The sequence below is a fragment of the Butyrivibrio sp. AE3009 genome (genome assembly GCF_000420845.1).
In the GTDB taxonomy this organism is placed as follows: Bacteria; Bacillota; Clostridia; order Lachnospirales; family Lachnospiraceae; genus Butyrivibrio.
Genome location: NZ_ATVS01000016.1, coordinates 77297 through 86234, shown reverse-complemented (window position 1 = coordinate 86234; position 8938 = coordinate 77297). Strand labels below are relative to the sequence as shown.

At 47.8% G+C, this 8938-nt stretch carries 6 protein-coding genes; all 6 read left to right on the top strand.

Going from position 1 to position 8938, the window contains the following annotated elements:
* The first annotated feature begins 589 nt into the window (after positions 1 to 589).
* The 6 genes from uvrB to G588_RS0110210 all read left to right on the top strand — a co-directional run bounded on the left by uvrB (position 590) and on the right by G588_RS0110210 (position 8898).
* Positions 590 to 2581 carry an excinuclease ABC subunit UvrB gene (uvrB, locus tag G588_RS0110235; RefSeq protein ID WP_022778644.1) on the top strand — a complete coding sequence of 664 codons (1992 nt, stop codon included), beginning with the start codon at positions 590 to 592 and terminating at the stop codon, positions 2579 to 2581.
* A gap of 64 nt (positions 2582 to 2645) precedes the next feature.
* Positions 2646 to 5522: an excinuclease ABC subunit UvrA gene (uvrA, locus tag G588_RS0110230; protein WP_051139934.1), complete on the top strand. Its 2877-nt coding sequence runs from the start codon at positions 2646 to 2648 to the stop codon at positions 5520 to 5522.
* A gap of 189 nt (positions 5523 to 5711) precedes the next feature.
* Positions 5712 to 6704, top strand: coding sequence for a rod shape-determining protein (locus tag G588_RS0110225; protein WP_022778642.1), 993 nt, complete (start codon positions 5712 to 5714; stop codon positions 6702 to 6704).
* A gap of 57 nt (positions 6705 to 6761) precedes the next feature.
* Complete coding sequence (locus tag G588_RS0110220; RefSeq protein WP_022778641.1) at positions 6762 to 7589, top strand: flagellar hook-basal body protein; 828 nt, start codon at positions 6762 to 6764, stop codon at positions 7587 to 7589.
* 68 nt (positions 7590 to 7657) lie between these two features.
* A complete protein-coding gene (locus G588_RS0110215; RefSeq protein ID WP_022778640.1) occupies positions 7658 to 8485 on the top strand; it encodes a flagellar hook-basal body protein in 828 nt (275 codons plus the stop codon).
* Positions 8486 to 8514: 29 nt separating this feature from the next.
* Positions 8515 to 8898, top strand: a complete 384-nt coding sequence (locus G588_RS0110210; RefSeq protein ID WP_022778639.1) for a hypothetical protein — start codon at positions 8515 to 8517, stop codon at positions 8896 to 8898.
* Positions 8899 to 8938 lie beyond the last annotated feature (40 nt).

Below are 8938 nucleotides of genomic sequence, written 5' to 3'. Positions count from 1 at the left end.
CCGCTAGGTGGCAGCTGATGATCTACTTCGGTCAGAAGAAGATACTTGAACTTCAGGCTGCCAGCTGATTGTTCTTAGATTCTGAGCCCGAGGTATTAACCTAGCCACCGCTTTAGCGGCTTGTCCTTTATGGGACAAAAAATAACTGCTACACTGCTGCAAACGACGGAGAAAATCTGATTGTTCTTGAGTTCTTCGCCGTCGGTGATTAACCGTCAGCAGTTATTTTTTGTGCTGTCAAGGGTGGCGTCCGGCTACCTCAACCTATATATCTGCAATTTCCAAGGTTCATCTGAGCCTATTTTTTCTACTCAGTTTTTTCATAGATCATTTGACACTATCAAATTGATTAAGAAATTTAGAACACAGAATTAATTTTAGTCCTGTTATGCACGCAAAACAAAGATAAAATTGACGAATATTTACCAATTCTCCGAAATAGCAGTAATGGAGCGAGGTTCATGGGATAGAAAGTAACATCTGAACAAATGTTCTTAAAATGATAGACATAATGGTTTAAGAATGATACACTACAAACAGCATCTGTAGTGTATCATTTTTTTGATTAATTGATTTTTGAGGGCGGAACATGGATTTCAAGCTTAACTCAGAATTTAAGCCTACCGGCGATCAGCCCCAGGCTATAAAGGAACTGGTGGAGGGCTTCAAGGCCGGCAATCAGTTCGAGACCCTGCTGGGTGTCACAGGCTCCGGTAAGACCTTTACCATGGCCAATGTCATTGCGGCGCTGAACAAGCCCACTCTGATCATATCCCATAACAAGACCCTGGCGGCTCAGCTCTATGGCGAGATGAAGGAGTTTTTTCCGGAGAATGCCGTTGAATATTTTGTATCATACTACGATTATTACCAGCCTGAGGCCTATGTTCCCCAGACTGATACTTATATTGCCAAGGATTCCTCCATCAATGACGAGATCGATAAGCTCAGGCTCTCTGCCACAGCCTCCCTTTCCGAGAGAAACGACGTCATCGTTGTGGCCAGCGTATCCTGCATTTACGGTCTGGGAAGTCCTGAGGAGTTCAAGGGGATGTCAATTTCCTTAAGGCCGGGAATGCAGAAGGACAGAGATGATCTGTTAAAAGATCTGGTGGCTATCCAGTATATGAGGAATGACCTTGAGCTGGATCGCTGCAATTTCAGAGTTCGCGGTGATACTGTGGAGATATTCCCTGCCAATGCAGACGACTATCTCATAAGAGTTGAGTTCTTCGGAGATGAGATAGACAGGATAACAGAGATTGAGCCCGTCACCGCCAAGGTCAGGCACGAGCTTACACACGTCATGATATATCCCGCCTCTCATTATGTTGTTCCTCAGGAGAAGATCAATGCCGCCTGCGATAACATAGAGAAGGAGCTGGAGGAACAGATTAAGTTCTTCAAGGGAGAGGACAGGCTCATCGAGGCCCAGAGAATCTCGGAGAGGACCAACTTCGATGTGGAGATGATGAGGGAGACCGGCTTTTGCTCCGGAATCGAGAACTATTCAAGGCATCTTAATTTCATGCCTCCGGGGGAGCCGCCGCTGACGCTCCTTGACTTCTTTGACAGAGACTTTCTTATAATCGTTGATGAGTCCCATATGACCATCCCGCAGATAGGCGCCATGTACCACGGCGACAGGAGCAGGAAGCTGACACTGGTGGACTATGGTTTCAGACTCCCTTCTGCGCTGGACAACAGACCTCTTAATTTCGAAGAGTTCGAGCAGCATATCGATCAGATGCTGTTTTGCTCCGCCACACCGGGCAAATATGAGGAGGAGCATGAGCTTCTTCGCACTGAGCAGGTTATAAGACCCACGGGACTTCTTGACCCCGAGGTGGATGTCAGGCCCGTTGAGGGTCAGATAGACGATCTGCTGGGCGAGATCAGAACAGAAGTTGACAAGAAGAGCAAGGTCCTTATTACCACCCTTACCAAGCGCATGGCAGAGGATCTTACCGAATACCTGGCAGAGTCCGGTATCAGGGTTAAATACCTGCATTCCGACATTGATACCCTGGAGAGGTCAGAGATCATCAGAGATATGCGTCTTGACGTATTCGATGTCCTTGTGGGAATCAACCTCCTTAGAGAAGGATTGGATATTCCGGAGATTTCGCTGGTTGCCATTCTGGATGCGGACAAGGAGGGATTCCTTCGTTCAGAGACCTCTCTTATTCAGACCATCGGTCGTGCTGCCCGTAACTCAGAGGGCCGTGTTATCATGTATGCCGATAATATGACCGATTCCATGAAGAGGGCCATTGACGAGACCGCAAGACGTCGTAAGATCCAGCAGAAATACAACGAGGAACACGGCATTACACCTCAGACCATCAAGAAGGCGGTTAGAGACCTCATCGCCGTAACCAAGGCTGTTGCCAAGGAAGAGGTGAAGTTCGAGAAGGATCCGGAATCCATGAATGCAGAGGAACTGGAGAAACTCATCGGACAGGTTCAGAAGAAGATGAAGAAGGCCGCAACGGAGCTGGATTTCGAGACCGCGGCAGAGCTTCGTGACAAGATGATAGAACTTAAGAAGGTTTACAACGAGATGACAAACGGGCAGTAAGGGCGCCAAGCCTGAATGTTTTTTTGCCCGACAGGAGAATTATTATATGGCTGAAAACAGCAGTATGACCAAGAAGAACACCACCACCAAGAGGATTCTTCCCTCTGATATCCATGACTATATCAGGGTGCGTGGTGCCAATGAACATAATCTTAAGAATGTGAACGTCAAGATCCCAAGGGAGACTCTGACGGTATTTACGGGACTTTCCGGTTCCGGTAAGTCCTCCCTTGCCTTCGATACCATTTTTGCCGAGGGACAGAGAAGATATATGGAATCACTGTCTTCCTATGCAAGGATGTTCCTGGGCCAGATGGACAAGCCCAACGTAGAGCGAATAGAGGGACTATCCCCGACTATTTCCATTGACCAGAAATCCACCAACAAGAACCCCAGATCCACAGTGGGCACAGTTACTGAGATATACGATCATTTCAGACTTCTGTATGCCAGAATTGGCATCCCCCACTGTCCTAACTGCGGCAGAGAGATCAGAAGGCAGACCGTGGATGAGATGTGCGACCAGATCATAGCTCTTGGAGAGGGCACCAAGCTCCAGATCCTTGCGCCTGTAGTAAGGGGTAAAAAGGGTGAGCATGTCAAGACCCTGGACAGAGCCAAAAGGGCAGGCTATGTGAGAGCCCGCATTGACGGAAGCCAGTATGAACTCACCGAGGAAGAGATCAAGCTTGATAAGAACATCAAACACAGCATTGAGATAATCGTGGACAGAATCGTGGTTCATGAGGACAACGAGAACCTTAGAAGAAGACTTACGGATTCCGTTGAGAATGCACTGGCTCTTGCTGACGGACTCCTTCTTGTGGATGTTGTGGATGGAGAGGAGCTTAGCTTCAGCCAGAACTTCGCCTGTCCCGATTGCGGCATCAGTGTTCCGGAGATTGAACCCAGAAGCTTTTCCTTCAACAATCCCTTCGGTGCCTGTCCTGACTGTTTCGGACTTGGTTATAAGATGGAGTTTGATGCGGATCTGATGATTCCGGATCAGTCTCTTTCCTTGAACGACGGATGTATCGTAGTAATGGGCTGGCAGTCCTCCAACAAGGACGGCAGCTTTTCCAACGCTGTGCTTAAGACGCTGGCCAAGGAATACAAGTTTAGCCTTGATACTCCTTTCCAGGATCTTCCCGAGGATATCAGGCACATGCTTATTCACGGCTCCGACAGGACCGTAATGGTGCACTACAAGGGCCAGAGAGGAGAGGGAGATTATCCCATTCAGTTCGACGGCCTTATCAAAAATGTTGAGCAGAGATACAAGGAGACCTTCTCTGAGACAGCCAAGGCAGAGTATGAGCAGTACATGAGGATCACACCCTGTCAGCTCTGCGGCGGACAGAGACTTAAGAAGGAAGCCCTGGCCGTAACTATAGATGACAAAAACATATATGAGATAACATCAATGTCCATAGATGAGCTCTCGACATATCTTGAGGGCTTGCAGCTCACCAAACAGCAGGAGATGATAGGTTCTCAGGTCCTTAAGGAGATAAGAGCAAGGGTAGGATTCCTTGTGGACGTAGGCCTGGATTATCTATCGCTTTCAAGAGCAACCGGTACATTGTCAGGCGGCGAGGCTCAGAGAATCAGGCTTGCAACCCAGATAGGTTCCGGTCTCTGCGGAGTCTGCTATATCCTGGATGAGCCCAGTATCGGTCTGCATCAGAGGGATAACGACAAGCTCCTTAATACACTTAAGAACCTTCGAGACCTTGGCAATACGCTGATCGTTGTTGAGCACGACGAGGATACCATGAGGGCTGCGGATTATATCGTAGACGTAGGCCCGGGCGCCGGCTCTCATGGCGGCAAGATAGTCGCCACAGGAACCGCTGAGGAGATCATGAAGGTCAAGGAGTCAATCACCGGCCAGTATCTTGCAGGCAAGCTTAAGATTGAGGTTCCTTCAGAGAGAAGACAGCCTAAGGGGTGGCTTAAGGTAGTAGGGGCTCAGGAGAATAATCTTAAGAATATCAATGTGGAGATTCCCATTGGCGTTATGACTATAGTTACCGGTGTCTCAGGCTCCGGCAAGAGTTCCCTCGTCAATGAAATCGTATACAAGAGGCTTGCAAGGGATCTTAACAGAGCAAGATGTATTCCCGGCAAACACAAGACCATTGAGGGTATAGAGCAGCTTGATAAGGTCATTGCCATTGATCAGTCACCTATCGGAAGAACACCAAGGTCCAATCCCGCTACATATACCGGCGTTTTTGATATGATAAGAGATCTGTTTGCGGGAACTCCCGATGCCAAGACCAGAGGCTACAAGAAGGGGAGGTTTTCCTTCAACGTCAAGGGCGGACGCTGTGAAGCCTGCGGCGGCGACGGAATCATCAAGATAGAGATGCACTTCTTACCTGATGTCTACGTACCCTGCGAAGTCTGTGGAGGTAAGCGTTACAATCACGAGACTCTTGAGGTCAAGTACAAGGGCAAGAGCATCTACGACGTCCTTGATATGACGGTTGAGGAGGCTCTTACCTTCTTTGAGAACGTCAAGACCATCAAGCGCAAGATCCAGACTCTCTACGATGTAGGACTTGGCTATGTCAAGCTTGGTCAGCCCAGCACCGAACTTTCCGGAGGTGAGGCTCAGAGAATCAAGCTTGCCACCGAGCTTAGTAAAGTCGGCACCGGCAAGACAGTGTATATCCTGGACGAGCCCACTACCGGTCTTCACTTTGCTGATGTTCAGAAGCTTGTCAAGATCATGCACAAGCTGGTGGAGCAGGGCAATACAGTAATTGTCATTGAGCACAACCTTGACGTTATCAAGACAGGTGACTACATCATAGACATGGGTCCCGAGGGTGGCTCCAAGGGCGGAACGGTAGTTGTGCAGGGGACACCGGAGGAAGTGGCGAAGTGTAAGAAGTCCTTTACAGGGGCATATATCAAGAAGATGTTGAAATAGTCGGTAGGGAATTTCATTAATGTTTTTGATTTTTGGTCCGATATATATATAGGATTAGCATACCCCTTTATTTAATTTGAAATTTGGTTTATAATTGCAATGATATTGTAAACTTTATTATCCACGTCTATGCGCTTATGCCGTAAAAAGGACGTTTTTGCTTGATTTTGAAAGGGGTACTTAGGAAATATGCAGTACGCAGATATAGGAATCGATTTAGGAACAGCTTCCGTACTTGTTTATATCAGAGGCAAGGGAGTTGTATTGAAGGAGCCTTCAGTTGTAGCTTACGACAGAGACACTGAGGAGATCAAGGCGATCGGAGAGGACGCAAGACTGATGCTTGGTCGTACTCCCGGCAACATTGTAGCTGTAAGACCCTTGAGACAGGGCGTTATTTCCAACTATAAGATCACAGAGCAGATGATGCGCTACTTTATCAAGAAGGCCATCGGACGCAGGATCCATCGTAAGCCCTTCATAGCTGTATGTGTACCCAGTGGTGCAACAGAGGTTGAGAAGAAGGCTGTAGAAGACGCAACAAGACTTTGCGGAGCAAGAGAAGTTAAGACCATCGAGGAGCCTATTGCTGCTGCTATCGGCGCAGGTATCGATATCACCAAGCCCTGCGGAAACATGATCGTAGATATAGGCGGTGGTACATCCGATATCGCCGTTATCTCTCTCGGAAGTACCGTAGAGAGCACATCAGTTAAGGTTGCGGGCGATGACTTCGACGAGGCCATTGTCAGATATATGAGAAAGAAGCACAACCTTCTCATCGGACCTCGTACTGCAGAAGATATCAAGATCAAGATCGGAACAGCTTATCCAAGAGCTGAGAACGATTATCTTGATGTAAGAGGAAGAAACCTTCTTTCAGGACTTCCCAAAACAGTAAGAGTATCCTCAGAGGAGACAGAGGAAGCACTTAAGGAGCCCACATCACAGATCATCGAGGCTATTCACAGCGTACTTGAGAGCACACCTCCGGAACTTTCCTCAGATATTGCAGAGAGAGGAATTGTCCTTACAGGCGGCGGAGCACTTCTTCGCGGACTTGAGGATCTTATCTATTCCAAGACCGGTATCAACACCATGACAGCAGAGGATCCCATGACAGCGGTTGCTATCGGAACCGGACGCTATGTGGAGTTCATTGCGGGCTACCACGAGGATTAATACCCCCGTTCACGGAATGAATGGCTGTAAGATCATGGATGGCATGAGGGCACATATATGGTAAAAGGTCTTTACACTGCTTACACAGGTATGATCAACGAGCAGCACAGAATGGACGTGCTCACCAACAATCTGGCCAATGCCAATACCAACGGATACAAAAAGGAAGGCGCAACAGCTCAGTCTTTCAATGATCAGCTTGCGCTCAAAATAAAAGATTACACTGACGCCCCGTTTACAGCTCGTAGACTGGGCGTTATTAATCCCGGCGTTAAGATCGGAGAAGGCTATGTTGACTGGAGTGAAGGCCCCATGAGGGAAACCGGCAACACCTTCGATCTGGCTATAGGAGGCTATGGCTTCTTTGGCATTGAGTACACCAACAAGGCCAAAAACATCGAGATAGATACACCAAATGTCACACAGATCATGTACACCAGAGACGGTGATTTCACCCTCACCTCGGAAGGTGTTCTCGTAACTCAGGACGGCGACTTTGTCCTTGATCAGGACGGTCAGCACATTCAGATCAATCCCGATTTAGATGTTGATATAAATACAAGAGGAGAACTTATCCAGGATGGAGAGGTTGTGGCCACCATCGGAAGATTTGATTTTGAAAAGACCACTTATCCCGATGGAAGAATCACCTATGACACTCTTGAGCACTACGGAGAGAATATGTATATAGCCACCGATCAGGCCGTGGCCATCGATGCAACAGGCTCCATCTATGCAGGCTTCCTGGAGCAGTCCAACGTTTCCGTTGTGGATGAAATGGTCAATATGATCGCTGTTCAGAGAAACTACGATACCAACCAGAGAATGATCACAACCATAGACGAAACGCTTGAGATTGCGGTTAATCAGCTTGGTAAACTTTGATTTAATATTTTTTTAATAAAATAATTGCAAATATCTGCCGATAAAAAAGTAAGAGGGAGGTACTTGCTATGGTACGAAGCTTATGGTCAGCAGCAACAGGAATGAACGCCCAGCAGACAAACGTTGACACTATCGCCAACAATCTGGCTAACGTTAACACCACGGGCTACAAGGCACAGGGGGCGCAGTTTAAGTCTCTTTTGTACCAGGAGCTTCAGACGGTAACGTCCACAGCAAACGGAACTCCCAAGCCAACCAATTCTCAGGTAGGACTTGGCGTCCGAACATCCTCAATCAATCAGTATTTTTCTCAAGGATCCTTCCAGACAAGTGATAATCCGGCAGCTGTGGCTCTTAGCGGCGACGGCTTCTTTAGCTATCTTGACGCAGACGGCGAGACTCAGCTCTATACCAGAAACGGTAATTTCACCTGGGCTCTTCAGGAGACAGGAGGAGATACACTGGTTCTTACCACTGCAGAAGGTAACCTTGTTCTCAGTACTGACGGCGAACAGATTGAAATGGCAGGAGCAATAGCCAGTAGAATAACCATTGGTGCCGACGGCTCTATATATTATCCCAACGAGCAGGGAGTACCCGAGGAAGTTGGCATGAAGATCGGCATCTGGCAGTTCAGGAACAGGGAAGGTTTGGAACGTGTCGGCAGCGCCGCATGGAAAGAGACAGCAGCCAGCGGAGAAGCTATCCTGGAAGAAGAGGCAGATGGTGATATTAAAAAGAGTGAGATAGTCCAGGGCTATCTTGAAGGCTCCAACGTAAATGTAGCAACAGAGATGGTCAATCTGATCGTTGCCCAGAGAGCCTATGAAATGAATTCAACAGCGATCCAGACTACGGATGAGATGATGCAGACAGCCAACTCGCTGAAGAGATAATTTTTTAAACAATAAAAGGGGAGATAACTATGGCGGGACTTGATATTAGCGGTCTTGGCGCCCAGGCTCTTACCGAATATGCAATGCAGGAGAGTAAGAACGCCAGCACCCAGGCTATTCAGAATAAAATAGCAAGCACTTCCTCCAAGTCCACGGACTCGGAACTGTGGGAAGCCTGCAAGAGCTTCGAGGCATATTTCCTTGAGCAGATGTTCAAGGAAATGCAGAAATCGGTAGATGCCATGAAGCCCGATACCGGAGCAGACAAATCAACCTCCACACTGGTTGACTACTTCAAAGATCAGACCCTTCAGGACATATGTGCAACCTCCGCAGACATGCAGAGCAACGGGTTTGCAGCAATGCTATACGAGAATCTGAAGAGAACATACGATATTCCGGATGAAGAGTGACCGTAAAGCCGCTTATTTCTTAAGAAATCTTAAGAAACAG

Excerpts from the sequence above, each read along its gene's own strand:
- G588_RS0110220 (WP_022778641.1), top strand. The coding sequence starts at position 6,762 with ATGGTAAAAGGTCTTTACACTGCTTACACAGGTATGATCAACGAGCAG.
- G588_RS0110210 (WP_022778639.1), top strand. The coding sequence starts at position 8,515 with ATGGCGGGACTTGATATTAGCGGTCTTGGCGCCCAGGCTCTTACCGAA.
- G588_RS0110225 (WP_022778642.1), top strand. The coding sequence starts at position 5,712 with ATGCAGTACGCAGATATAGGAATCGATTTAGGAACAGCTTCCGTACTT.
- uvrB (WP_022778644.1), top strand. The coding sequence starts at position 590 with ATGGATTTCAAGCTTAACTCAGAATTTAAGCCTACCGGCGATCAGCCC.
- uvrA (WP_051139934.1), top strand. The coding sequence starts at position 2,646 with ATGACCAAGAAGAACACCACCACCAAGAGGATTCTTCCCTCTGATATC.
- G588_RS0110215 (WP_022778640.1), top strand. The coding sequence starts at position 7,658 with ATGGTACGAAGCTTATGGTCAGCAGCAACAGGAATGAACGCCCAGCAG.